The following is a 25153-nucleotide window of genomic DNA, read 5'->3' on the forward strand; positions in this document are numbered from 1 at the left end:
ACACCGGTCACGCTCGGTCGATCGTCACCGCGAACGACCCGAGATCGACGCGGGAACCGGGCGCCAGCACGACGCGTTGGCCGGGAGCGAGGTCGTGTTCGATGCCGTGCGGGTCGGTGAAGAGCACGCCGTTCGTCGAATGCAGGTCGGTGATCGAGAGTTCGGCACCCTCGAGGTCGATGATCGCGTGGGTCTTCGAAACCGACTTCGCGGGATCGACGACGGGCACGAGCGCGGCGTGCGGCCGCACCGCAACGGGCGATGGGTCACGACCCAGTACGAGCGACCCACCGACCTGGAACCGCTGCCCGTCGGCGAGGCTGAGCACCCACGGCCCGTGCGGAGTCGCCTCGGCGGCGGGCACGACCGGGTCAGGGGGCGCAGTCGGGGCGCCCGCGGGTACGAACACGGGGAACTTCGCCGACCGCACCGTCTGGGCAGGATCGGGCGCAACCTCGACCGGGGCAGGGATCAGACCGGGAGGCGGAACGATGAACCCCTCGTGTTCCACGACACCACTCTAAGCGAGCTTGTCAATCCTCACGGTGAGCATTTCACCCTGTTGCGGGCGCAGCGGGTGGTGCTGTCGCGGGGTTCGCGCCCTTCGTGCCCTTCGCCCTCTTCGCCGGCTTCGCACCTGAGATGTCGACCTTCGACCAGTCGCGTTTCGAACGGATGCGGAACCGGCTGAAGAATCGTCGCAAGCGACCGGATGCCGCGCGCGCAAGCCCGACAGATTCGAGCGCCTCGTTCCAACTCTGCTCCACGACGGCCTCGTCGACGACCTGACCGCCGAAGACGGCGCGATCGGTGGCGTCGGCCAACGGCGTGACTCGGATGCTGCTCGCCGGTGAATCTGCCCGCACCACACGTACCGGACCCGTGTCCGTGTGTGCTGCTCGCGCATCGCCGAGTCCCTGCTCTCGCAGCTGCCGTTCGATCGAAGCAGCGACCTGCCGGCGACTACCGATGCGCGGCACCTCGAAGCCGAGCTCGGCGAACTCATCGGTCAATTCGTCCCACGCACCGGCGGCGCGCCGATCGCCCGGTCCGCGAGTGCGACGACGCCGACGACGACGCGTCTTGATCGCGGCGATGACGAACATCGTTCCGAAGAAGAGGAGGAGCGGGATGCCCACTGCGCCGGCGGTGACCCACGCCCACGCCGGGATCACGAAGCCCTGGTCCTTCTTTTCGTCGTCGCTGTCGTCGATCTCCACAGCCGTCAGCAGGTCTTCGTCCTCGTTGTCGCTGCGCGGGGGCTGGCGCACCTGCGGCTGCGGCTCGGACTTCGGCTTCGGCGTCTGATCCTGCGGGATGTCGGTCTCATCGGGTGTCGGGTGGAATGCCACCCAGCCTGTCTTGTCGAACGCGACCTCGACCCAGGCGGTGACGTCGTCGCCGACGACCTCGACCGATTCGGCGTCTTCGCCCACTGCGGGGGCGAAGCCCATCACCACACGAGACGGGTATCCGAGATACCGCGCCATCAACGCCATCGCCGAGGCGTACTGCTCTTCGTCGCCGACCATCTGCGATCGGGTGAAGAGCTCGATCATGCGGTCGGCGCCGTGGCCAGCGCGTGACGGCACCGAGTCCGAGGCGAGGCCGTGGCTGAGGAAACCCTGCGTCTTCAGGGCGGTCTCGATGGCGCGGAGCTGCTCGATCGGCGTCTCGGCCGTGCCCGCGAACTCCTGAGCCTTCGCGACGACGACGTCGGGCGTGTTCTCGACGGGCGCCAGGTCGATCTGCGCGGGTGGCGTGTTGATCAGGTCTTCATCGTCGATGCTCCGCTGCACGGTCGCGTCGATCGAATACCGGTACCCCTCGGTGACCCCGCTCGTGAGCACCGCCGTTCCCGTGGCCGGGTTGTACCGGAGGTCGCCGGCCCGGTCGGAACTCGTGCGGTCGCCGAAGACCAGGCGGGTCGGGTACCCGACCCCCGGCAGCCACACGTCGTCGTAGGCACTGACCTCGACCTCTGCCCGACGTTCGCCGCCCTCCCGCATGAGCCCCGGCAACGGGATGCTCTCGCCGACGAGCGTGAATCCGCCGTCGGTCGAGGTCATGTCGTCGGGTCCGGCGACGTTCCAGAGCTTGCCGTCGTACGAGTCCATGCTCGCGAGCCGGATGACATCACCGGGCTCGAGCCCGGTCGCGGTGAAGAGCGGCGTGTCGGCGAGGTCTTTCGTGTACGCGCGGAAGCCCGCGAGGGGGCTCGGGAAGGCCAGCGGGTCGAATGGGGGCGTGATCTCCTCCCTGAGCACGAAGCGGTCGGGCTGCGTCGGCGCGAGCGCCGTGCCGGCGAGTGCGCCGACGAGCACGGCGCCCGTGACGAGGATGCCCGTTCCCATGACCTTGCGCCGGCGCAGCCGGGCGGCACCCTCGTCGTTCGCCGACGGCGCGGCATGCCGTCGCCATCCGAGCCAGATGAGTGCGATCACCGCGAACGCGACACCGCGAACGCCCGCGAAGTACGCCTCGTCGGTGCCGAGCAGAATGCCCGACAGGAAGAGCAACGCCGGACCGATGAGCAGCACGCTCGCTCGAAGCGGCGTGCGCCGCTCGACGAGCCAACGGCTCGCGAGCATCGTGCCGACCAGCGCGACGAGCCAGGTCGCGAAGTACGGCACGACCGGAATGTAATAGGGCGCCTCGACGGGTGTCTGCAGGGTGACGATGTCGGCCCAGCCCCAGACCGCGCCGAGCGCGAGCCCCGCGAGGCTCTCGAGGCTCGGCACGAAGCCGAGCAGCGATTGGCCGGACATGGTGAGTACGCTGCCGAAGAGGAAGTAGCCGAGCAGCGCGGCGAGCACGTTCGTCACGACGCCGAGCCGCAGTATGTAGCCGAGCACGCCGAATGCGGTGCCGACGACGAGTCCGCCGATCCCGGCGATCAGGAAGTTGTGGTCACCGAACGACGTCTCGTAGCCGATGACGCCGAGGAGCGAGAGGATCGAGAGGAACGCGACATCCGGCCAGGCACGCACCGGGAACGCACGGGTGGCCTTCTCGGTCGCGGGCGATGGCGAGGGCGCGCCGGGCACGGCCGGCGCGGGAGTCAGGGTCTCGGTCACGGCCGCACCCTCCGCAGCACGCGAGGCAGATCGCCGATCTGTCCGATCGTGACGACCGTGAGCCCGGATACCTTCGCGATGCGCGACGGTGCGCCGAACTCGGCGCGGAACCCGATGGTCTGCGTGTCGAGTCCGAAGACCGTCTCGGCTGCGCGGAAGTCCGCCAGCGGCACCAAGGAGCCGCCCACGATCATGACGACGCTCGGCGAAGGCAGTCGCTTCGTCGCGTCCCGCGTGAAGTCGCGCAGATTCGCGTGGTCGCCGGATGTCTCGGTGAGCCGCGACGAGTCATCGAGCAGTGCCATCGGGGTAGCAGTGGAGAGGGGCATCCGTTCGCTCACGATGCTCATGTTCGTGCCGTCGCGCACCACCTGCACGCCGATGGACGCGGTAATGGAGATGGCGAGCTCGAATTCGTCTTCGGAGGCGTATGCCACGCGGTCGGTCGTGTGCACGATGGTGAGCTGTGAGCGGCGCGTCTCTTCGAACTGACGCACCATGAGCTGGCCGGTGCGCGCCGAGGTGCGCCAGTGCACGTTGCGCAGCGCGTCACCGGGCTCGTACGAGCGCAGCGCGTGGAAGGAGATGTCGTCGTTCGTGATGGTCTTCGTGATCTCCCCTTCGAGGTCGCGCACGAGGCCCGACGCGCTGGGGGCGAGGCGCGCGGTCACGGGGTGCACGAAGAGCTCGACCTCATCGGTCCAGCGCACGGTTCGGCGCAGCAGCCCGAGCTGGTCGCCGCGAACGGTGATCGCCGGTCCGGCGACGATGACGGCGCGCCGATGCGTGGGCACGGCGAAGAGCTCGTCGTGCTCGGTGTTCGGGGCGAGCACTGGGATGACGAACTCGGCGGTCGCACCGCCGACCGGCAGTTCCATGCGCGAGGGGATGGACGAGTTCGCGGCCACGTTGGTCACGACCATTCGGCCGAGTGCCCGCTCCCCCGCGACCACGCGGCGCGGATTCAATTCGATGCGCACGCCGAAGTTCGTGCGGCCGAAGACGAAGGCGATCGCCACGAGGAGCGCGGCGATGAGCGTCGCGCCGACGTAGCCGAACTCGACCCATCCGAAGATGCGGCTGAGAGCGAATGCCACGACGGCGCCGGCGAGCACGAGCCAGCCGGTCGGTGAGACGACCCTGGTGACGGGCGCAGCGAAGCCGAAGACGCGCGCGAGCGCTTGTCCGGCCAGACGCACGGAGTTGCTCGCGCCGCCGACGATGGCGCGCCACAGACCCCGCACCGCGATGGCGGTCTGCGAGGGCGTGCGCGGTGGAGCGTCCGGGCGTTCGGCGGCGGTGCGACTCATGCCGCGCGGTACGCCGGGGGTTCGATGTCGACCAGCACGCGGCTCACGATGTCTTCGGCGGTCACCCCGGCGAAGTCGGACTCGGGGTCGACGATGATGCGGTGCGAGAGCACCGGCACCGCGAGTTCGCGAACGTCGTCGGGGGTCACGTAGGTGCGCCCCTGCGAGAGGGCCCAGGTCTTCACCGCACGGGCGAGGGCGAGGGCGCCGCGCATGCTGACGCCGAGGGTGGAGTCTTTGTGACTGCGCGTCGCGGTCACGATGTGGTTCAGGTAGGCGAGCACGGATGCGTCGACGAACACCTCTGACGCGAGCTGTGCCATGGCCGACACCGAGCCGGGGGCGATGATCGGCGCTACCTTCGAAGCGCGGGCACGGTTCGAGGAGTCGAGGAGCAGGGCGACGGCGGTGTTGTGGTCGGGGTAGCCGAGCGAGGTCTTGATCAGGAAGCGGTCGAGCTGGGCTTCGGGCAACGTGTAGGTGCCAGCCTGCTCGACGGGGTTCTGCGTCGCGATGACCATGAAGGGGCTGCCGACGTCGTGGCTCACGCCGTCGACGGTCACTCGAGCCTCTTCCATGACCTCGAGGAGTGCAGACTGCGTCTTCGGGCTCGCACGGTTGATCTCGTCGGCGAGCACGATGGACGCGAAGATCGGCCCCTTGTGGAACTCGAAGACGCCCTTGCCCTGGTCGTAGATCGTCACACCCGTGACGTCGGAGGGCAGCAGGTCGGGGGTGAACTGGATGCGCGAGTTCGTTCCGTCGAGCGTGTTCGCCAGTGCCTTGGCGAGCACGGTCTTTCCGGTGCCCGGCACATCCTCGAGCAGCACGTGACCGTCGCTCAGGAGCGCCATCACGACGAGCCTGATGACGTCGCGTTTGCCGAGGATCGCCTGGTCGACGTTGTCGACGAGCTTCGCGAAGGCGTCGGAGAACCAATCCGCCTGTTCTTGGGTCACTGCCATCGGGTCATCTCTCTGTATCAGGGGTTTCAGGGTTTGCCGCCGCGAACCGGAAGGCCGTCCCAGTTGCTCGTGCTGGCGGAGTACTTCGTCGCGCCGCCGCCGACCGGGCTGAATCGGACGCGGATCGAATCACTGTTGCGTTGGCCGAGTCCGTTCTCGAGCACGAGCGAGCCCGAGCTGCCGAGGTTGTAGCGGCCGACGTAGAAGGAGGCGGAGCTGCCGTTCACCTCGGTGACGACGTCGTAGGTGCCCGCGGTCAGATTCGAGAAGTCGACGCCGACATAGTGGCACCCGGAGCAGTACGACGCCGAGCCGGCCTTGAACACGTCCGCCGAGAACTGCGGCGGTGGCTTGCTCTCAACACCGAACGTCGTACTTGCAACTGGGCCCGTGCTCCCGCTGCCGTTGTTCTTCGCCTGCACTTCGACGGTGTGATTGCCTGCAGCGAGATTGCTGAAGGTCTTCGATTCACCGCTCTGGTATCCCGACCAGCCGCCACCGTCGAGATTGGTCCGGTACACCACCGCGCCACCGCCCGTGTCGGACGGCGCATTCCAAGTGACAGAGACGTCGGCCGGCGCATAGCCGATCGAACCGTGACCGACGCTGCTCGGCGCGGTCGGTATGCCATACGGCGTCTCGCTCTTCGAGTTGGACGCATCGGATGTGCCCTTCTCGTTCACTGCTCGGACCGTGAAGCTGTACGCGGTGCCGTTCGTGAGCCCAGTGATGGGCTGAGTGGTGCCCGCAGCATCCGCACCGAAGTTCCACGGTCCGCCTGCCGCCGGCGAAGCCGACACGATGTACCCGGTGATCGGTGAGTTGTTCGTGGCGTTGGGCTTCCACGCCAATCTCACGGAGCTGTCGCCGCTCGAGATGCTCGTGATGCTCGGCGCGTCGGGCCGGTCGCGAACGATCACGGTAACCCTGCCTGTCACCTCGCGCAACGGGTCCTTCGTGCCATCTTGCACACGGTAGACGACGCTCAACTCGCCCGTGAAGCTCGGGCCGGTCTTCACGGTGATGCCCGTCGACGTGAAGGTCACATTCGCCGTCGAACCCACCGACGCCTGGTCGATCTGCGCGTCGATGACGCGGAGCGGCGTGCCCTCGGCCTCGAACGGGTTGATGTCGTTGGCGAGCACATCGATCAGCTTCGACTTCGCGGGCTCCATCTCGAACGGACCGTCGTCACGGGCCTGCGCCTTCGGCCGCGACGAGCTCACGACCTCGACGTCGATCGAACCGGGAACCGAGAACTCCTTGTAGTCCACCGTGAACGTCAGCGTCGTCTTCGTACCGGGTTGCACGCCGAGCGGCGAACCCACCGTCAACATCGAACCGCCGATACCGGCGTTGAAATCGGCACTCTGCCCCTGCAACCCGTTGTACGAGAGCTCCTGCAGCACCTTGTCGCTCGGGTGGCCGCTCGATTGACGCAGATCGATCTCCTGCGCGGCCTCGCCGGCCTCGACCTTCACCGTGCGCGGAGTGAAGGTCGGCGGCACGTCTTCGAAGTTCGGATCGCCGACCGTGACCGGAATCGTCAGGAACGCCTTCCTGCCCTTCGGGTCGTTGGCGTTCTCTCCGTCGGTGACCTCGAACGTCACTGCGGATTGTCCACGGAAGTCCTTCGCCGGGGTGTAGGTCAGCGTCGAGGCATCCGTCATCGGGGACGACCCGTCGCCGTTGGTCGAGGTCGCCGAGAGGATGCGTGCGGGCTTGCCCGACGGCACGATCACGATGTCGCCCACGCTCCACGAGATCGTGCCGTTCATGCGCACGATCTGCGGGCCGAGCTCGGCGAGGTAGGGCGGCGGGAAGGCCTCCTCCTCTGCCTTCTCGTCGTCGTCGGGGTCGGTGCTCGGGGGGACGATGATGAAGGCCATCGCCGAGAGTTCGTCGATTTCGTTCGTGAGACGGTAGGCGATCGCCTGGCGCTTCGAGGTCGGCGTGACCTTGACGGTGCCGTCGGTCTTGACCTCGGCGTTCCCGGCATTGGGCCCCTCGAGGCTCACCACGAGATCTTCGACGAGCCCGCCGGGATTCTGCGCGTCGCTCAAGGGGTCGACGGTCACGGTGGCCTTGTCGACGACCTGTTTCGGCTCGACGACCTGATCATGCGCGGTCGGCGGCTCGATCTTCGCATCTTCGGTCACGAGCACCTGGATGAACGCACCATCGGCGCCGCCGTGGCCGTTCGTGATCTCGTAGCGCACCGAGTTGCCGCCCTCGGCGTCGGGTGCCTCGACCAGCACTCGGTTGTTCTTCACGCTCGCGGTGAGGCCCTCACCGACCTCGGGCAGCTTCTTCTGCACCTTGATCGGGTAGCCGCTCGGATCGGAGTCGTTCGCGAGCACGTCGATCGCCGCACGGCGACCCGGCCGGAGCTCGACGACATCGTCGACGGCGTTCGGCGGAAGCGTCTCCGTCGGTCGCGGGATCACGCCGATGCGGATCGTACCCGTCGCCGACTTGCCGCCCGTGTCGGCGACCTCGTACGTGAACGACTCGGTGCCCGCCGAACCGGCATATGCCTCGTAGCTGATGTGCGTGCTGCCGATGTCGACGATCTTGCCGAGTGACGGCGGCGTCGTGATGCCGACGAGAGAGACGGAATCGCCGTCGGGGTCGAGACCGTCGAGCGGGATGTCGATCTTCACCGCGGTGCCCTCGAAGGTGCGCGAGGTCAACGGAAGCGGGAGGGGCGCGCGATTGTTCTTCGCGTCGGGAGCCACGACCGTGAAGCGCACCGCGGCAGTCGCCGACTGCTCGTAGTCATCGGTGACGCGGTACGAGACGGAGTACACGCCCGGTTCGTCGGGCGCCTGGAAGCGCACCGTGTCATCGGCGGCGAAGGCGAGGCCACCGTCGCCGCCGACTTCGACTTCGACGAGCTCGGGGTCGAGGGTGAGCGGTGCGGCATCGGGGTGGTAGTCGTTGTCGAGCACCGGCACGGTCACGATGTCTCCGGCGCGCACCGTGACCGCGTCATCGGTGGCGACGGGCGGTTGGTGCTTGACGAGCGGCGGCACGGGCACGACCGTCACGGTCGTCGTCGAACTCGCGATGCCGTCGGAGACGGTGTATCCGAACTGGAGCTGCTCGGTGAGCGCCTCGGACGCCGTGATGCGGGCGACCGAGTTGTTCAGCACCTCGACCGAGAGGAGGTCACCGGATGCCTCGGTGTCGACCGTCTGCACTGCGAGCACCCGGCCGCTCGGTGACACGTCGTTGGTCAGCATCGCGAGCGTCGTCGGCTCGCCCGGGCGAAGGTAGGCGGTGTCTTTCACGGCGATCGGCGGCGGCGACTCCTTGGGCGCCTCTTTCACGTCGACCCGTACGAGACCCACGCTCGTGGCGGCCCCGGCACCCAGGTTGTAGATGAAGATGTGACTGCCGACCTGGTCGGAGGAGAAGGCGATGGCCCCGCGCTCGAGGTTCGGTGCAACCGATGCCCCCGTCGGCGTCTGCTCGATGCCGAGCAGCGCCAGTGGTTCGCCCGAAGGGCTGAGATCGTTGACGAGCGGCTCGATCATCACCGTCTCGCCGGCGAACACCTCGGCGAAGTCGGGAGTGCCGACCGGGTTCAACGCACCCGTCTCTTTGACATCGACCGTCAGCACCCCGGCAGACGTCACGGTGCCATCGGAGACGACGAACTGCACCTCTTTCGTGCCGAGTTCGCCGGTATTGTGCTCGAAGGTCACGAACCCATCGGGCGCGAACCGCACCGAGTCGCCGCTCGTCGGCGACGCGCTCACGAGGTACACGTCGTCGCCGTCGGGGTCGAGCCAGTCGCTGAGCACGTTGTAGCCCATCGACTTGCCCTGCTCGACACTGATCGCGCCCTCACGCAGCGCGACCGGGGCGTTGTTCTCGGCGGCCGGCCGGATCGTGACATCGACGTGGGCCTGCGCGACGCCGAGACGGCCGTCGTCGGCCGTGTACTGGAACGACACCGTGCCTGCGGCATCCGGCGCCGGAGTGAACTGCAGTGCACGGCCGCCGTCGATGACCTCGAGTCGGCCCGACTGCTCTCCGATCTCACTCACGTTCGTCACGGTCAGCACGTCACCGTCGGGGTCGGTGTCGTTCTCGAGCACCTCGAGCAGGGTGGTGCGGCCGGGCCGCGCTCCGAAGGTGTCATCGCGCGCCGTCGGGGGCCGATTGGTCTCGCTGCGTTCGGCGAGCGTGTCTTCGAAGGTCTGCTGCGAGGCCTTCTCTTCGCCCTCTTCGGCGTCGGTCTCATCGGGCGGAGTCACCTCGTCCCAATTGTCGACGAGACGCATGTTCGAGTCGACGAGCCAGACGTTGCCGTTCGACAGGTTGTTCAGGGCGATCACGTTGCGGTTCACCCGGAACTCGAGATGCGAACCCTTGGTGGCTTGTTCGATCGACTGGGTCGACGGCTCGCCGTCGTCGCACGCGTTCACGTACTGGCCCGCCCCCGCCCACGCGCCGTGGGCGCATCCGTCGAGCCAGACCGGACTCGACACCTCATCGGGGGAACTGATGGGCACGTCGATGTCGGCCGGGATGAACTCGGGGTCGCCGCCACCGAGTGGTACTTGCAAGAGCCCGGCACCCGTGGCGAGCAAGACGGAGTCGTTCTCGGCACCGACCTGCTGGAGCTTCAGCGCGTTCTCGGTGAGTTCTCGCGGCGAACCGTCGACGATCAGCCGGTTCTGGTCGAGATCGAGCACGACGGGTTCGTCGCCGACGACCGAGAGTTGGTGTTCGTCCATCGAAGGGAGGTCGCTCAGCTCGGGTTTCGCACCGGGCGCCGCGATGCGCGCGAGCTGATCCTCTTTCGCCGAGCTCGCGTACACGACGCCGTCTTTCGACACCGCAACGTGCGAGCCCTCACCGAGCTTCACCGAGGGCTTGGTCTCTGCCGGGTTCAACTGCAGTTCTCCGGCGGCGCCCGTGACCCAGAGCTCACCCTTCGGCGACAGGATCGCGAGCGTGTCGCCGCCGTACGCCACCTCTGAACCGGGCGGCACTGCAATGCCCTGACCGAGTGTCGTGAATGCCGGATCGATGCGCTCGATCGACCCGAGGCTCTCGTCGTAGAGGAAGACGTCATCGCCGTCTTGCAACACGTCGAACGAGTTGGAGGCGGTGTTCACCGCAGCGTTCAACTCTTCGATCTGCCGGTTCAATCGACCCGCGAGCAACTCTTTACCGTTGGTGACCCACACCTCACGCGCATCGAGATCGACATCAGTGACCGGGAACCCCTGGTGCAGCACCGCGAATGTGAGCGGAACACCGGCGAGCAAAGCGATCGCGACAGTGGATGCGGCGGCTTTGCGCGTGCGCACCCACGATGTGAAGGTACCCAACGCACGCTCCCTGAACTCGGCCGACCACAGACGGGCGCCGAGTCTGACCCCACACCGGGGTACACGGTAACACGATCGACCTGCGACAACACATGGGGAGAACTCCCCGTGACGCTCGTTGGCGTCAGGCGAAGACGTGGCGTCCTCAGGTGAAGATCGGTGGCGTCACTCGCCGGTCTTCTGCTCGGCGTCGCGCCGAGCTGCATCGATGAGGGTGAGGTCGTCAGCGTTCACGAGCCGCGTCGCGACCGCGTACTCGACGAGTCGCGCGCGACGGTTCGTGGCCAGTTTGCCCCGCCCACCCCGCAGGCCGTCGACGCCGATGCGGTCGAGCTTCTCGCAGACGTTGTCGAGCTTGCGGTTGAACGTCGTCATGCTCCAGCCGAGTCTCGCCGCAGCTTCAGCCGAACTCGGCACGAGTGCACGACCACCGGCTGGCTGGGCCAGCACGTTCTCGGCGAGTGCGACAACGAGCAGCCGCTGACTCGAAGTGAGTGTCACGGGCAGAATCGTCGTGCCGCCGTCGGCCGGTGCAGCGGTGAGGGAGGTGTTGTAGAAGTCCTCTTCAGCGTGCACCGTGAAGTCGTACGTCGTCGCGCCGGCGCTGAACATCACGTGAACCGTCTGGAAGACGAGCGGCAGCTTCGCACCCGGAGCAAGCCACGCCTGCACGCTACCCGTCGAGTCCGAGATCGTCGCAGACAGGATCTGGCCGACGTTCGAAAGCCACCAGAGGCCGAACTCCGAGGAGAGCGTGAGGAAGGTTCGATGCAGATACGGATTGTCGTCGATCGTGAGGTCTGATTCACGCCCGATCGTGAACGGGGCGCCCATCTCGACGGTGTACGACTCCCCGCAGTACTCGACGCGAAGCGGTCTCATGGCGTGCAACCTCTCGTGGGGTCGGAGGTCTTGCTGCCGCGCTGCACCTGCACGTCGATGCACGTGCGCGCGCCTGCCGCTGCGCGTTCGACGACGATGGACGGACCATCTGCGACCTGCGGATCCCCTGACCCATCGGACAGGGTCCAGCGGTACCTGTCGCCTTCAGCGGAGTCGCTATGGGAGACCTGGAAGGTCACGCTGGTGCCGTCTGAACTCGCGACACCGGTCGAGACGACTGCTGTCGGCACCGTCCCGGCTATCACGGCATTCTCTCCGGGGTTCGATGTCTCGGCCACCGGTGGGGGGTTCACCGTTCCCGACAGCGCGATCGCGATGCCGATGACCGCCGCGATCACGACGGCGGCGGCGATGCCCACGATGAGACCGAGTCGATTCCGGCGTGGCATCGTCGAGGCGACAGACGCGGGCGTCGCGCCGGCCGGTCGCACAATCGTCGAGTCCTGGATGGTATCGCGGACGACGCCGCGAACCACGGTTCCCTCATCCGGCAACTCGCCGGCCGTGCCCGCTGCGGCGCTGCTCGACGGCGTCTGGGCATTGATCTGCTGCGGCGAACGAGCGCGCGTCGCATCGTCGTCGGCGACAGTCGGCACGCCGCGCACCGGAGTCGGAGTCACCGGCGTGGCCGACCGCGATGCCTGCGCGTCGACCGTGCGCACCGAGCGCGCCCGCGTCGCATCGTCGTCGTCATCGTCTGGCTCGGCCTCACTTCGAGCGCTCGCGAGGTTCGGCACCTCGATCGTCGTGGCCGCGTACCCGAGTTCGAGCTCGACACGCTGCAGCGCGCGAGCGAATTCGACGGCGCTCGGGTAACGGTCGTCGCGGCGTGTGGACATGCCCTTGGCGAGCACCGCGGCGAGACTGCGCGGAACGTCGGACCGGTCCATCGGCGTGATCGCGCCGCGCTCGATGCGACCGATGAGATCGAGCGATCCGTTCGAGCGTCCGGCGATCTCGAAAGGCGTGCGACCTGCGACGAGCGTGTGCACCGTCGCGGCGAGCGAGAACACATCGCTGCGGGTATCGGGTCTCGGGTCGTCTTCGAACATCTCGGGCGGCGACCACGGCACGCTCATGCCCACGGCCGACTGGCCGGACGCGGTCGACGACGACTCGGACGGCAACGTCATCGTGTGCACGGGCAGCTCGCCCTCGAGGTTCGAGGAGATGCCGAAGTCGGTCAGCGCGGGCCAGCCGTAGTCGTTGGTGAGCACGTTCGCCGGCTTGATGTCACGGTGCAGGATGCCCGCCGCGTGTGCGGTGGCGATCGCGCCCGCCAGACGCACGCCGGTGCGCAGGGCGTCTTCGATCGAGAGCGGCTGGCGCTTGTATCGTTCGGCGAGGCTCGGACCCGAGCAGTACTCCATGACGAAGTACGGGCGGCCGTCGCCGGAGACGTCGGCGTGAAAGATCGTGACGATGAATGGATGCGCCGACAACTGCGCCATCAGGTTCGCCTCGGCGACGAACTGCGCCTTGGTGTCGCGACCGAGGCCCTCGGCGAGCAGCACCTTCACGGCGACCTTGCGTCGCGGCAGTTTCTGTTCGAAGAGGAAGACGTCGGCGAAGCCGCCCGATCCGAGCAGCCCGAGCGGGGCGTAGCCCGGAAGCTCGGGCGGCGTCGATGGGGCTCGACGCATCAGCCGCCCACGATCTGAATGGTCCAGCCGCCGCCGAGATCGACGACGGTGCCGGTGAGCACCGGGGTCGGTTCACCCGAACGCAACTTCACGGGCGGCTTGCCCGGGGCCACGACATGGGTTCCATTTCGCGAGTGCAGGTCTGTGATGACCACCGTGTCACCTTCGAGGGCGAGTCGCACATGGCTGCGTGAGATGTCGGGGTCGCCGAGGCCGATGGTGATGAGGCGCGGGATGCGGCCACCCGACACCTTGCTGACGCTCGGCGCGCGCCCGAGCACGACCTCGTGCCCGATCGATTCGAGCGTTCCATCAGGCATCCTGATGCTCGCCTGCGCCTGCGCAATCGCTGTGGCGGTGGCCCCGCCCGCGGGAGTCGCGACCGCCCCACGGGCCGCACGCTCCTCGCGAAGGCGGCGGATGTCGATACTCGCAACCGTCATGCCATCGTGGTCGCCGTCGACCTCGGCGACCGGCGCCGCTGGGGCTGGTGCCGCCGGCGCCGCTGGGGCTGGCGCAGCTGGGACCGGGGCGGGCGGAGGGCCGGCGGGCAAGCCCTGCGTGAACGTGGACGACACCCCGGCGACGGTCTCTTCGTCGGGCACCATCGTGAGCTCGACGGGCGCGGTCACCCGCACTGGCGCTATCGGAACAGGCGGGGCAAGCAGCGGGAGGTCGGGTCGCACGGCCGGCGCAGCACTCGGGGCGGGGCGGGGAACGGGGACTGCTCCGGATGCCGACGCCGAAGGTGTGCTCGGCCGCTCAGGGGCGACCGGCTCGACGCCCTCGGAGACCACCGATCGCACGGGCACCACGGCCTCGATGACGGGCAACGGCTCGGACGCGGCATCCGTGTCGCCTTCGACGACGATTGAGATCTCGGAAGCCCCGTCGAGGACGCGTTCGACCCAAGTGGACACTCCTGCATCGTGGATCTCACCCGAAGCCGAGCGCACGGTGATCGGTCCGCGCACCACGACGCGTGCTGAGCCCGTCGATTCGTCGCGCACCACGAGCGCGAACGAGGGGGTCGCCGCGAGTCCCTTCGCGGTGAGGCGATCGAGCACGAGCGGTGTCGGGTCACCCGTGCCGAACACGGGCCAGAGCTCGGCGAGGTGCCCCGCGGCATCGGCCGGAAGGACGAGGATCACGCCGCCGCGAACCGCCGCGAACCACTCGCCAGCTGGATCATGCCGATACGTCGCCATCTCCGCCTCCCTCGGTGCGCGGCCGTGTGTCTTCAGCTGCCCTCGAAAGTCTGCCCCGCCGGTCGCGCGTCGTCTCGTCATCGTCGTCGTCGGATCCGAGCACCGACTCGACGACGATCGCGGTCACGTTGTCGCGACCGCCGTGGGCGAGGGCTGCGTCGACGAGCTCACCGGCGAGCCCCGCCGCGTGTCCGGTGTCGCCCGCGAGGATGTGGGCGATCGACTGATCGTCGACCTCTTTCGAGAGGCCGTCGCTGCACACCAGGAAGACCTGCCGGCCTGCCGCTGGGATCAACCACACGTCGGGGTCGACGAACTCGTCGGCTCCGAGGGCGCGCGTGATCACGTTGCGCTCGGGGTGCCGTTCCGCTTCTTCGGGGCGGATGAGACCTGCATCGACGAGCTCTTGCACCGCCGAGTGGTCGACGCTCAACTGCTCGAGCGTGCGGCCGTCCCACGCGTAGACCCGCGAGTCACCGATGTTGAAGACCATCCAGTGGAACCCTGCACCGTCGCCGGCGTCGACCAACGCGATGCCCGAGAGTGTCGTGCCCGCGACCGCGGTGCCCTCTTCGCCGGCCTCGCTCAGCGCACGCACCGCGTCGTTGGAACTGTGGATCGCATCGAGCACCTGCTCGGGCGACGAAGGCACACCGAACTCGAGATGACGCGAGAACGTGTCGATCACCGCACGACTCGCCGCGTCACCACGGGCGTGCCCGCCCATGCCGTCGGCCACGAGATAGACGGGAGCCTCGGCGAGGAACGAATCCTCGTTGACGCTTCGCACGCGCCCGACATCTGTGCGCGCGCTATGCGCGATGAGCGCAGCACCGTGCGTCAGGGCGACGACGCCCTCGCCATCACCTGACACGGTTCTCCTCGATCGAGTGGGAAAGCGGGCGGCGGCCACGACGATGCGTCCCGGTGCCGACCACAACGCTAGCAACTCCGGCGCCATGCTGACGACGCCTGTGGAGAGTCTCAGCGACCGTCGGTGTGCGAATCCTCCGTGAAGTGGGGCACCTCGTCCATGAGCTTGTGGCCCCGGGACTTGGCGTCGTGACGGGCCTTCACGAGGCTCGCGACCGTGGCCACCGCCATCGCCGCGAGGATGACGATGAGCGAGGTCCACGTGGAGATCTCGGGCGCCCACTCGATGTGCTCGCCGCCGTTGATGAATGGCAATTCGTTGACGTGCATCGCGTGCAGCACGAGTTTGACGCCGATGAAGGCGAGGATGAACGCGATGCCGTACTTGAGGTACTCGAGGCGCTCGAGCAGCCCGCCGAGCAGGAAGTACAGCTGGCGCAGGCCCATGAGCGCGAACACGTTCGCCGTGAACACGATGAACGGACTCTGCGTGATGCCGAAGATCGCCGGAATCGAGTCGAGGGCGAAGAGCAGGTCGGTCGTGCCGATCGCGACGAAGACGATGAGCATCGGCGTGAAGAACCGCTTGCCGTCGATGACCGTGCGGAGCTTGACGCCGTCGTACTCGTCGGTGATCGCCACCCGCCGGCGGAGGATCCGCACGATGAAGGTGTCTTTGTCCTCCTCATCGTCGTCGCCGCGCACCTGTTGGATCGCGGTCCACACGAGCCACGCGCCGAAGATGTAGAAGATCCACGAGAAGTTCTCGATGAGCGAGGCGCCGAGGAGGATGAAGATGCCGCGCAGCACGAGGGCGATGATGATGCCCACCATGAGCACCTCCTGCTGCAGCTTTCTCGGCACCGAGAACTTCGCCATGATGATGACGAATACGAAGAGGTTGTCGATCGAGAGGCTGTACTCCGTCAGCCAGCCGGCGAGGAACTGCCCGCCGTGCTCTGCGTCGCCGAGCACGAACATGAATCCAGCGAAGACGAGCGCCAGGCCGACGTAGAACGCGACCCAGAGCGTCGACTCCTTCATCGAGGGCACGTGGGGTCGTTTCAGCACGAGCAGGAGGTCGCCGACGAGGATCAGCGTCAGGATGACCAGGGAGCCGACTTCGAACCAGATGGGGAGATCGAGCACGTTGTGCCTTTCGGAATGCGGGGACGGCGGACTCCGAAAGTCTCTCCCACTGCTGCTCTCGCAGGTCCCACGCCCGGAGCGGCAACGACGGCGCTCGTACTGACGATCGTGGGTCGAGGCCGGGCCTCGCGGGATACTCCCCTTCGCTGTGGCGAGTCTAGCCGAACACGTCGCCCGGCGGCCGGGGCACGCACATCGTGGCGACGATTCGCGCCCGTAGAATCAGGGTCCGCACGAGAAGGAGTATCTGTGAGCCCGACACCCCCCGCCCGCCAGTACCGCAAAACCCCGGGCTCTGCCCTGGTCGGGTACGCGATCTTCGCGAGCCGCTGGTTGCAGGCGCCGCTCTACCTCGGGCTCATCGTCGCCCAGGCGATCTACGTGCTCGTCTTCGTGGTCGAGCTCTGGCACCTCGCCGAAGAGGTCGCGACCGATATGGGTCATCTCGATGAAGCGGCGATCATGCTCGCCGTGCTCGGCCTCATCGACGTCGTCATGATCGCGAATCTGCTCATCATGGTGATCATCGGCGGCTACGAGACGTTCGTCTCACGCATCAACGTCGACGGTCACCCCGACCAGCCCGAGTGGCTGAGCCACGTCAACGCGAACGTGCTCAAGGTCAAGCTCGCGATGGCCATCGTCGGCATCTCCTCGATCCACCTGCTGAAGACCTTCATCGAGATCGGCGGCATGACCGATAACGGCGTGGTCGAAGAGAACGTGAAGTACACGCCCACGGGCGTCATGTGGCAGGTCATCATCCACTGCGTCTTCATCCTGTCGGCACTCGCGCTCGCCCTCATCGATCGGATGTCCTACCACAAGGTCGGCCCGCACGAGGTGCACGACGGCGTCACCGTTCCCTACCCCGACGCCCGCCCAGGGCTCGACGACGACGCGATGCCCGAGCTCGTCGACAGCGTCCACCGCCGCTGACGGCCTCTGCGGTGCGGCATCGAGCGGATGCCGCACCGCAGCGCCGAACACCTCGTCGCCGCGTCTCGGCGCGTACGACCGGAAACGCCGAATGCCCTCGCGGAAGCGAGGGCATTCGAGTGGTTGTCGCTTGTCACATGCGTGACCCCAGCGGGATTTGAACCCGCGCTGCCGCCGTGAGAGGGCGGTGTCCTAGGCCGCTAAACGATGGGGCCGAATCGACAACTTGAAGAGTATGACACAGCTTCAGGGCCGCCGCAAAATCGCGACAGCACCGACATCCGCTCGATCGACGGGGTCGTTCGCTGCCCTCTCAAGCGAAGACGGAGACGGCGCCGGGCATGATCTCGATGTCGATCGGCAGCGGCCCGATGCGTTCGCCGTCGGCGTAGGCGACGATGTCGTCTGCCTCGATGCGCACCGTGCGGGCGGTGAGGAACTCGACCGCCGGATGATCGGCGTGCCGGCCCGCGAACACCTTGGGGAAGACGGCGACGAGCCCCGCCCTCGACAGCGGATGCACGATGAACACGTCGAGCAGTCCGTCGGTGTGGTCGGCGTGCGGCACGATGCGCATGCCCCCGCCGATCGAGGAATTGTTCGCGACGGAGACGAGCATCGCGCGTTGCTCGCGGCGCACTCCGTCGACCGTGATCGTGTAGTTGCGGGGTCGAAAGGTCACGAGTTCGCGCACCATGGCGAGCGTGTACCGGCTCGGGCCTCTGGGCGCGACCATGCCGTTCGCACGTTCATTGACGGCGGCGTCGAAGCCGGCCGAGACGACGCTGGCGAACCAGGTCGTCAATTCGCCGTGGCGGATGACACCGGCGTCGATCGTCCGCGGCGTTCGGCCGAGCGCCTCGACGAGCGCTTCGGTCGCCGCTGCCGGATCGTCGAACGGCAGTCCGAGGCCGCGTGCCAGGTCGTTGCCCGTGCCGGCCGCGACGATGCCGAGCGGCACGCCGGTGCCCGCGACGAGGTTCACGCCGAGCGATACCATGCCGTCGCCGCCGACCACGATCACGCCATCGGTGCCGAGTGCGAACCCCGACTCGGCCTCGCGCCGGAGCAGTTCGAAGTTGGCCTCACGGAGCACCGAGACCTCGTACCCCTCTCCGATCAGTCGCTCCGCCACGGCCGGTCCGACCGCGCGATTACGACCGAACGAGGCCGCGGGATTGATCGCGACGAGAAGTCGCCTGGGAGCACTGGGCATGGAGCGATTCTGGCAGGCATACGGCTTGCGCGCCGACCCTGCGCAGTGTTGGCTCGGACCATGCGTCTCACGAAACTCGAACATGCCGCGCTCGTCATCGAACACTCGGGCGACAAGCTCTACATCGACCCGGGCAAGTTCACGACGCCGATCACCGAGTCGGCCGGCACCGTCGCGGTCGTGATCACGCACCAGCACGACGACCACTGGACGCCGGATCAGCTGGCACGCATCGTCGAGGCCGACCCGGAGGTACGCATATTCGGCCCTGCTGGCGTCGCTGCCGCGGCCGCCGACTTTCCGATCGAAGTCGTCGCTGCGGGCGACACCATCGAGGTCGGGCCGTTCCGGCTTCAGTTCTTCGGCGGGCGACACGCGCTCATCCATGCGTCGATCCCCTTGATCGACAACCTCGGCGTGCTCGTGAACGACGCCCTCTACTACGGCGGCGATTCGTTCACAGTGCCCGGCGTACCCGTCGACGTGCTCGCCGCGCCCGCCGGCGCTCCATGGATGAAGATCGGCGAGTCGATGGACTACGTCGTCGAGATCGCGCCGCGGCGGGCATTCCCGACCCACGAGATGGTGCTCTCGCGCGCCGGCAAGGCACTCTCGAACGCGCGACTGGCCTGGGCGACCCAGCAGGGCGGCGGCGAGTACCTACCGCTCGAGCCGGGCGACACGCTCGACTTCTGATCAGGCGACGGATGCCTCTGGATCTTCAACCCGAACGATGAATGTCTGCGCCCTCGGCGCGGCGAGCGGGGTCATCCGCACCTCGAGCCTCAGCCTCCCGGTCTCGCCGGGCAGGAACCACACGAGGTGATCGGGCGAGTCGCACGTCGCATCAACCGGCGTCGCGCTCCCCTCGGTGCGCCCCCCGACTGCGGCCCAGGCGGTTTCGATCGCCCTGCGGCGTTCGTCGTACGGCGCGTCGAGCGCGACGTTCGTCGCGAGCACGGCCGAGGCCGTGGCATCCGACCATTCGTTCACGAGCGCACTGAGTGCAACGGATGCATCGAGGGTCTCGGGCCACGGCACCGGTGACGCCGTCACGGGGCTCGCACCGTCGATCGCTTCGAGCAGCATCGCAAGCGCGACCTCGGCACCCTGGGAGACCCTGGCATACGTCGCGTTCTCGAAGGCGATGACCCCCAGGCCGGATGCGGCGTGCCAGCGCATGTGCGCACTGAATCCCGGATAACCGCCCGAATGCGACACGATCGCGCCGAACCGCTCATCGAGTTCGACGAAGAGCCCGAAACCGTAGCCGTACACCTTCGGCGTCGGCGCGACCTGCGTGCCCGGCATCGCCGGAGGGCCGTGACGTTTCGCGGCGACTCGCATGAGCTGCTGCATCTCGCGCCGGCTGGCCGCGCTGAGCGGGCCGCGTTCATCACCTTCCCATGCCGATGCGAGCCAGGCCGCCCACGCCGCCAGGCTGCTTGCCGAGGCGAACAGTCCGCCGATGGCCGAGAAGACGCCCGGCCCCGTGAACGGGAGTGCGCGCCATCCTTCGCCATCGACATTGCGGTAGCCGACCGCGACCGAGGGCTTGGCACCCTCTGGCCGCTCGAATCGAACGTCGAGCCCGAGCGGCTCGATGAGCTCGCGTTCGATGAACTCGGTGAACGCCACCCCCGACACCCGTTCGACGACCTGACCGAGCACCGCGTAGCCCAAGTTCGAGTACTCGAGCGCGGTGCCGGGGATCGTGACGCAGCGGATGCCGGCGGCGAGCGTCCCACGGAACTCTGCGCGTGACATCGCCTCCTCACGGTCGGCCCACGGGTCGTCGGTGGGCAGTCCACCCGACATCGTCATGAGCATGCGAACGGTCGGGGCGGCGTCGATGCCGCCCGGGATCTCAGGCGAGAACTCGGGCACGAATGCGTTCGCCGGGGTGTCGAGGTCGATGAGGCCTCGATCGCGAAGCAGCAGCAGGGCTGCGGCAGTGAAACTCTTGGTGCAGCTCGCGATGCGGAAGAGCGTGTCGGGGCCGGATGCCGCGGCCGTTCCGTCAATCTCCGCGGCGCCGGAACCCCCCGCTGCGATCAGGCCACCGCGATCGAACACGGCCCAGCTCGAACCGGGGGCGGTGCCAGCGGCGAGTCGATCGGTGAAGACGGATTCGACAGCCCGAACGGTGTCGGCGGCGACGCGCATGTTCTCCCTCGTGATCGTCCCGCCGACGCGGGGCCTCCCCCAGCGTACAAGTCGGTTTCGCACCAACCGGTGAATAGCGCCGGGAGCCTGCCGGCCGTCAGCCGCGACCGCGGTCGCCGCCGCGATCGCCGTCGTCGCGATCACCTCGACCCGGGCCGCCGTCGCCGTCGCCACCGGGCCCGTCGTCGGGCGGCTCGACCTCGGGTGCCGGCGCATCGCCCGTAGCCGGAGCGGTCGTCGGTGGCGCAGCCGGCCCGGGCGCCGCAACCGTGAACGGGTCGCCGCCGTACTTGGCAGCCGCGACCGACATGACGATCGGCCACATCCGGTGTCGGGCAGTCGCCGCCTGACCGCTCTCGAATGAGATTCCACGCTGGTTCGCGTCACCCGTGAGGCTCATCACGCCGGCCACTGTCGCAACCTTCGAGCTCGCTCCCGCCATCCAGGTGTCTTTGTTGCCGTCAGTCGTGCCCGTCTTGCCGATCATCGGAACGCGCGGTTGTACGCCGCCGTTCGAGACCGTGGCAGTGCCGCTCGTCATCACGAGCTGCATCGCGTAGTGCATGGCGGCGGCCACTTCGGGTGAGACGGCCGGGGTACAGGTCGACGCAGGCACCGCGATCTCATTGCCGTCGCGGTCGACGATGCGGTCGATCGCGATCGGAGTGCAGGCCACGCCGTTGTTCGCGATGCCGGCGAAGGCGACGGCGAGGCTGAGCGGTGCCACCTCATTCGTGCCGATCACGCTCGACGGACCCTGTTGCAGCGGATCGCCATCGGCGCGGTGCATCCCGAATGCCTCCGCGGTCTTGCGGATGCCGCAGAGATCGAGCTGCTTTGCCATGCCGATGAACCCGGTGTTGATCGAGTTCACGGTCGACTCGAGAGCCGTGTAATTGGCGCCGGCCTCGTTCGCGTCGTTCTTCGGATTCCACGGCCCGGCATTCTGCGGGCCGAAACAACTGTCTCGGAATGTGCCCCAGTTCGACTTCGGCTTGGAATCGACGCGCTGGGCGAGCGAATGGCCCTCGTTGAGCCACTGCGCGAGCGTGAATACCTTGTAGGTCGACCCGGGCTGGAAGCCGCTCGAGCCGCCCTGCGAATAGTCGGTGTTGTAGTTGATGCTCGTGTACTGCGGGCCGGTTTCGAGCACCTTGGGGTCTTGGCTGTATTGCTTGTTCTGCGCCATGGCGAGCACACGCCCGGTGCCGACCTGCACACTCGAGATCACGCTCCCGACGTCCCAACCCGGATAGGTCTGGGGCACGTTCTGGGCGATCGCACCAACGGCGGCGTTCTGCAGGTCGAGGTCGAGCGTCGTGTAGACGTCATAGCCGCCGCGCCGGAAGTTCTGCATGCGCGTCTCGGCGTCTTCCCCGAACGTCGGGTCGGTCTGCAGGATGTTCTTCACGTAGTCGCAGAAATACGCCGACTCCACGGCGGTCTGGCAACCGGTGCTCGGCTCGGCGATTACCGGCTGCACCGGAGTGGCCACCGCCGCGTCGTACTCCTCCTGCGTGATCTTCCTCTCGTCGAGCATGTGGAACAGGATGTAGTCACGACGAGACTGGTTTCTCGCGTACCCGTTCGCCGCGCCGTTCGTCTCGCTCTCGGGCTTGTCGAGCTGGAACTCCACCGGGTTGTTGACGATCGCCATCAACGAGGCTGCTTGGGCGAGCGTCAGGTTCGCCGCTGTTGTCGTGTAGTAGTAGTTCGCCGCCGCCTCGATGCCGTAGACGGTGCCGCCGAAGCCGGCGATGTTCAGGTATCCGAGCAGGATGTCGTTCTTGGAGTAGCGCTTCTCGACGCCGATCGCGAGGCGCATCTCTTTCAGCTTGCGTTCGATACCGGAGGTGCCGTCGGAGTCCGTCGCGGCCTCGTAGCACTCCGCCTTCTCCTCGTCGATGAGAGCCCGGCGTCCGTCGATGCCGAGTGCCTCTATCTCCTCCTCCGACATGTCCTCGAACGCCGTCACGTTCGCCTCGCCCTCGCATTCCTGCACGCGCACGTTCTTCACGTACTGCTGTGCGATCGACGACCCGCCCTGGGTCTCCCCGCCGCTCGCAGTCGTCACCGCGGCGCGGAGGGTGCCCTGCAGGTCGACGCCGCCGTGTTCGTAGAACCGCGGATCCTCACCGGCGATCGCGGCATCCTTGACGTACTGGCTGACGGCGTTCCAGCCGACCTCGACCCGATTCTGGTCGTAGAACGAGGCGAGCAGCACCGGGTTGCCGTCACTGGCGGTCGCGTAGATGTTGCTCTTCTCGGAGAGCTCGTCGATCTCGAGATAGCCGGGGAGATTGTCGAACATTCCGATGGATCCGGATGCCGCGATGCCGACGGTCGCGAGCGCGGGTGTGACACCGGCGACGACGAGCAGCGCGGCACCCACGCTCGCCGCGATGAATCCGATGAAACCGCCGATCACCCCGATGGGTGTTCGCGTCTCCTGGAAGTCACGATTCCGCATGTTTCCAGAAACCATGGCTCACCATTCCCTTGTCGGCGTCTCTTGATTCACCAGGAGCCTGTAGGGAGGCTCGAACGGTGCCGACACTCAATGCAAGCGCAGCGCGCCACCGAAGTCCAGCCCACACGAATACCGCTTCGCGGCTCGGTATTCGGGAAAAGAAGAAGGCCCGCGTGACCGGGCCTTTCTCACAAAATATTGGCTGGGGTACCTGGACTCGAACCAAGAACAACGGTACCAGAAACCGCCGTGTTGCCAATTACACCATACCCCAATGGCCGAAACCGAAGTCCCCGGCCGACATGTAACTCTAGCCTACGAGCACACCCCCGCCAAACCGAGCTGCGCTCAGCGGGAGCATCTCGGGCACTCAGGCGATGAGCGCCGCGAGCCGATCGATGCGCTCGAGAGAGTCGACCTTTCCGAGGATCTGCATCGACTCGAAGAGCGGCGGCGAAACCCGTCGACCGGAGATCGCCGTGCGTACGGCACCGAAGGCCACGCGCGGCTTCAGCGCGAGGCCGTCGACGAGGGCGGCGCGAAGCGCCTCTTCGATCTGCTCGTGCGTCCACTCTTCGGCGGGCAATCGGTCGAGCGCTTCACGAGCGGTCGCGAGCACGGTGGCGGCGTCGGCGGTGAGCGCGGCGACGGCCGATTCATCGAACTCGAGCCCCGCGGCGTCAGTGAACAGGAATCCCAGCATGCCGGGGGCCTCGCCCAGCAGCGAGATACGCTCCTGCACGAGCGGCGCGCCCTCGGCGAGCACGGCCTCCTCACCGGGAGTGATCGGTGTCGAGACGGCGCCGGCAGCCTGCAGGTACGGCACAGTGCGGCCGGCGAAGTCGCCGATGTCGAGTTGGCGGATGTGGTCGCCGTTGATCGACTCGGCCTTCTTCAGGTCGAAGCGCGCGGGGTTCGGGTTCACGTTCTCGACATCGAAGGCGGCGACGAGTTCGTCGCGGCTGAACACGTCGCGGTCGGCGGAGTAGCCCCAGCCGAGGAGCGCCAAATAGTTCAGGAGTCCTTCGGGGATGAACCCGCGATCGCGGTGGTGGAAGAGGTTCGACTCGGGGTCGCGCTTGGAGAGTTTCTTGTTGCCCTCGCCCATGACGTAGGGCAAGTGGCCGAAGCGCGGGACGAACGTGGTCACACCGATGTCGATGAGCGCGTGGTACAGCGCGATCTGACGGGGCGTCGACGAGAGCAGGTCTTCGCCGCGAAGCACGTGCGTGATGCCCATGAGGGCGTCGTCGACGGGGTTCACGAGTGTGTACAGCGGGGCACCGTTCGGGCGCACGACGACGAAGTCGATCGTGTTGCCGGCCGGGAAGGTGATCTCGCCGCGCACGAGGTCGTCGAACCCGAGGTCGGCCTCGGGCACCCGCAGTCGCAGCGCCGGCTCGCGACCCTCGGCGCGAAACGCCGCACGCTGCTCGTCGGTGAGATCGCGATCGAAGTTGTCGTAGCCGAGCTGTTTCGGCCGGCCGGCGGCCTCGTTGCGGGCGTCGATCTCTTCAGCGTTCGAGAAGCTCTCGTAGACGTGGCCCGAGGCCTTCAGCCGTTCGATGACGTCGGCGTAGATGCCGGCGCGCTGCGACTGCCGGTAGGGCTCATGAGGTCCGCCGGCGCCGACGCCTTCGTCCCAGTCGAGGCCGAGCCACGTGAGCGCGTCGAGGATCTGCTCGTAGCTCTCTTCGCTGTCGCGCGCGGCATCGGTGTCTTCGATGCGGAACACGAACGTGCCCCCGGTGTGGCGCGCGTACGCCCAGTTGAAGAGGGCGGTGCGTATGAGGCCGACGTGCGGCGTGCCGGTCGGCGATGGGCAGAAGCGCACACGGATGTCGCTGCCGGTGGCCTGGGTCGTGGGGTGAGCTGTCTCAGACATA

General features: G+C 67.3%; 16 protein-coding genes and 2 tRNA genes. 2 read left to right on the top strand and 16 right to left on the bottom strand.

Annotation, left to right across the window (positions count from 1 at the left end; genetic code table 11):
• Positions 1–7: 7 nt before the first annotated feature.
• The 10 genes from AC1C2U_RS04290 to AC1C2U_RS04335 form a co-directional block, all read right to left on the bottom strand.
• Positions 8–511 (bottom strand): FHA domain-containing protein, encoded by a 504-nt coding sequence (locus AC1C2U_RS04290; protein WP_495360468.1) that lies wholly within the window; start codon positions 509–511, stop codon positions 8–10.
• Between the two features lie 43 nt (positions 512–554).
• On the bottom strand, positions 555–3077 hold the full coding sequence (locus tag AC1C2U_RS04295) for a transglutaminase TgpA family protein (protein WP_495360469.1): 2523 nt from the start codon (positions 3075–3077) through the stop codon (positions 555–557).
• Positions 3074–4387, bottom strand: a complete 1314-nt coding sequence (locus tag AC1C2U_RS04300) for a DUF58 domain-containing protein (protein WP_495360470.1) — start codon at positions 4385–4387, stop codon at positions 3074–3076. The genes AC1C2U_RS04295 and AC1C2U_RS04300 overlap by 4 nt, the downstream gene beginning before the upstream one ends.
• A complete protein-coding gene (locus AC1C2U_RS04305) occupies positions 4384–5352 on the bottom strand; it encodes an AAA family ATPase (RefSeq protein ID WP_495360471.1) in 969 nt (322 codons plus the stop codon). The genes AC1C2U_RS04300 and AC1C2U_RS04305 overlap by 4 nt, the downstream gene beginning before the upstream one ends.
• 26 nt (positions 5353–5378) lie before the next feature.
• Entirely contained in the window at positions 5379–10700 is a 5322-nt protein-coding gene (locus AC1C2U_RS04310) for an Ig-like domain-containing protein (protein ID WP_495360472.1), read from the bottom strand.
• A gap of 165 nt (positions 10701–10865) precedes the next feature.
• Positions 10866–11582, bottom strand: coding sequence for a hypothetical protein (locus AC1C2U_RS04315; protein ID WP_495360473.1), 717 nt, complete (start codon positions 11580–11582; stop codon positions 10866–10868).
• Entirely contained in the window at positions 11579–13246 is a 1668-nt protein-coding gene (locus tag AC1C2U_RS04320; RefSeq protein ID WP_495360474.1) for a serine/threonine-protein kinase, read from the bottom strand. Before AC1C2U_RS04320 ends, AC1C2U_RS04315 begins: the two co-directional genes overlap by 4 nt.
• Entirely contained in the window at positions 13246–14454 is a 1209-nt protein-coding gene (locus tag AC1C2U_RS04325) for an FHA domain-containing protein (protein ID WP_495360475.1), read from the bottom strand. Before AC1C2U_RS04325 ends, AC1C2U_RS04320 begins: the two co-directional genes overlap by 1 nt.
• Entirely contained in the window at positions 14435–15328 is an 894-nt protein-coding gene (locus AC1C2U_RS04330) for a PP2C family protein-serine/threonine phosphatase (protein WP_495360476.1), read from the bottom strand. Before AC1C2U_RS04330 ends, AC1C2U_RS04325 begins: the two co-directional genes overlap by 20 nt.
• Positions 15329–15438: 110 nt before the next feature.
• On the bottom strand, positions 15439–16476 hold the full coding sequence (locus tag AC1C2U_RS04335) for a TerC family protein (protein ID WP_495360477.1): 1038 nt from the start codon (positions 16474–16476) through the stop codon (positions 15439–15441).
• A gap of 249 nt (positions 16477–16725) precedes the next feature.
• On the opposite strand from AC1C2U_RS04335, the gene AC1C2U_RS04340 reads away from it, so the two are divergent.
• Positions 16726–17415: a TIGR00645 family protein gene (locus AC1C2U_RS04340; protein ID WP_495360478.1), complete on the top strand. Its 690-nt coding sequence runs from the start codon at positions 16726–16728 to the stop codon at positions 17413–17415.
• 142 nt (positions 17416–17557) lie between these two features.
• Here the strand turns inward: AC1C2U_RS04340 and AC1C2U_RS04345 are convergent.
• Positions 17558–17630 (bottom strand) — tRNA-Glu (locus AC1C2U_RS04345).
• 98 nt (positions 17631–17728) lie between these two features.
• Positions 17729–18631, bottom strand: coding sequence for a diacylglycerol/lipid kinase family protein (locus AC1C2U_RS04350; RefSeq protein ID WP_495360479.1), 903 nt, complete (start codon positions 18629–18631; stop codon positions 17729–17731).
• A 60-nt stretch (positions 18632–18691) separates the two neighbouring features.
• On the opposite strand from AC1C2U_RS04350, the gene AC1C2U_RS04355 reads away from it, so the two are divergent.
• Complete coding sequence (locus tag AC1C2U_RS04355) at positions 18692–19327, top strand: MBL fold metallo-hydrolase (protein WP_495360480.1); 636 nt, start codon at positions 18692–18694, stop codon at positions 19325–19327.
• Here AC1C2U_RS04355 and AC1C2U_RS04360 read toward each other — a convergent pair whose 3' ends face one another.
• From AC1C2U_RS04360 to gltX, 4 genes are all read right to left on the bottom strand, one after another.
• A complete protein-coding gene (locus AC1C2U_RS04360; protein WP_495360481.1) occupies positions 19328–20971 on the bottom strand; it encodes a serine hydrolase domain-containing protein in 1644 nt (547 codons plus the stop codon).
• Positions 20895–23282, bottom strand: a complete 2388-nt coding sequence (locus tag AC1C2U_RS04365) for a transglycosylase domain-containing protein (RefSeq protein ID WP_495360482.1) — start codon at positions 23280–23282, stop codon at positions 20895–20897. Before AC1C2U_RS04365 ends, AC1C2U_RS04360 begins: the two co-directional genes overlap by 77 nt.
• A 184-nt stretch (positions 23283–23466) precedes the next feature.
• Positions 23467–23541: transfer RNA gene (locus AC1C2U_RS04370), tRNA-Gln, on the bottom strand.
• A gap of 96 nt (positions 23542–23637) precedes the next feature.
• The gene (gene gltX / locus AC1C2U_RS04375; RefSeq protein ID WP_495360483.1) at positions 23638–25152 is read right to left on the bottom strand and encodes a glutamate--tRNA ligase; all 1515 of its coding nucleotides are present in this window, start codon (positions 25150–25152) and stop codon (positions 23638–23640) included.
• Position 25153 lies beyond the last annotated feature (1 nt).

It is taken from the genome of Agromyces sp. Y575, from assembly GCF_059445445.1.